The 1,407-nt window shown below is 60.7% G+C and carries 1 protein-coding gene; it reads right to left on the bottom strand.

What is annotated here, in order from left to right; translation table 11 throughout:
- Positions 1-732: 732 nt before the first annotated feature.
- Positions 733-1,407, bottom strand: a 675-nt coding sequence (locus tag A5760_RS17705; RefSeq protein ID WP_064883098.1) for a hypothetical protein, incomplete at its 5' end; no start/stop codon positions are given.

Genomic DNA, 1,407 nt, shown 5'->3' with positions numbered 1-1,407 from the left:
ACTCCCGCGTGTTCACCAACCTCCACGCACAGGTGTGACGCTGGTGATCTTCATCGGCGACGACTGGGCCGAAGACCATCACGACGTGCATGTGATGGACGAGGCCGGTTGACGAGTCCCCGTTTCTGAGCCCACCCCGTTTTTAGAGTCGGGTTTGTTGATCTAGATCGATTAATGCTGCAGAGGCGGGCGGGGTGTGAGCTGCGCCTGCAGACCGCAGCGTACTCGGGCGGCGTGCAGTAGCCCAGGGCACGCGGCGGTGTCATCGGTTGTGCTCGTGCTTGGCGAATGGCACGTTGGCTTTGATAAGCGTGCTTCGTGGTTGCGGTTGAGGCACACACGATCCCACGATCAGACGAAAATGATCAGGGTTCGGCCGCAATACCGGCGCTCGCGACCCAGTTTAGTGGTTCATCGTTGGTGGGGTTGCAGCGCGATCATCAGAGTGGTGGCTTTGGCGACTGGCGTGTCATCTGGGCGGGTTAGTTCGGCGCTGAGAAAGGTTTTGCGACCTTCGATGGAGCCGATGCGCGCCGTGGCCTGCAGTGGTATGTCGGTCAGGACGTAGTCGAGGAAGTCGACGTTGAGGTAGGCGGTGCGGCTGATCGCGCGGCCGGCCGCGACGATCCGGCGGGGACCGTGCCCGCGTAGAGCTATCGTGCGGGGATTTCGCGTGTCGCCCGCCGCCCTATCGGAGACCAGGGTGTGCGCGATCGCCCCGGGGACGTGCCCTCAAACGCTGCCCAGCGACACTGCCTCGTTGGCGAACTGGCGTTTCAACAGTTGATATCCCCACAGCAGGACGAACCACGGGCCGATGAGCCACGGGGCGTTGAGAAGAATGAACTTCACGCCGAAGTCCATGAAGCTCGCGGTGTTGACCGAGCCGAATCCATTAAGGATCTCGGTCCCGTAGTAATACCACGTGAGCACGGTGTGGGTGACCGCCGTCGACATGACCAGCAACGTGCCCTTGTTGTTGGTGAACTTCGACCGGAACAACAGGATGAGCCCGGTGACCCCGACGCACGCGTTGATGACCGAAAGCACCTCGATCATCATGAAACTGGGTTCGGCGTGCAGGTAGCGCACGTCACCGCCATCGATGTAGTTCCACCACGGATAGGCCCAAGCGGCGTTGCGGGCAGCAGGGATTGCTTTATGGAGGATGATCCAGCCCAATTCCCAGGTCAAATGTGTTGTATAGGAACAGATGACAAACGGAAGGACCACAGCTTGGACGCGCTGGAATCGCGTCCAGTTCCTCAGCGACGGGATGGGTAACAGCGCCGCGAAGATGCCCAGGAAGTATGCGATTGTCGCCTGTACTGCCATCGCGTTCGCGACGGTAGTACGGTTTGCCCCACTGAACGCCAGGTGGCTGTAGAGCGGGAAGGACAGCGCCAA

The organism is Mycobacterium colombiense, from assembly GCF_001665835.1.
Classification (GTDB): domain Bacteria; phylum Actinomycetota; class Actinomycetes; order Mycobacteriales; family Mycobacteriaceae; genus Mycobacterium; species Mycobacterium colombiense_A.
The sequence above is the reverse complement of the archived record's forward strand: the minus strand, read 5'-3'. Positions and strand labels throughout refer to the sequence as shown.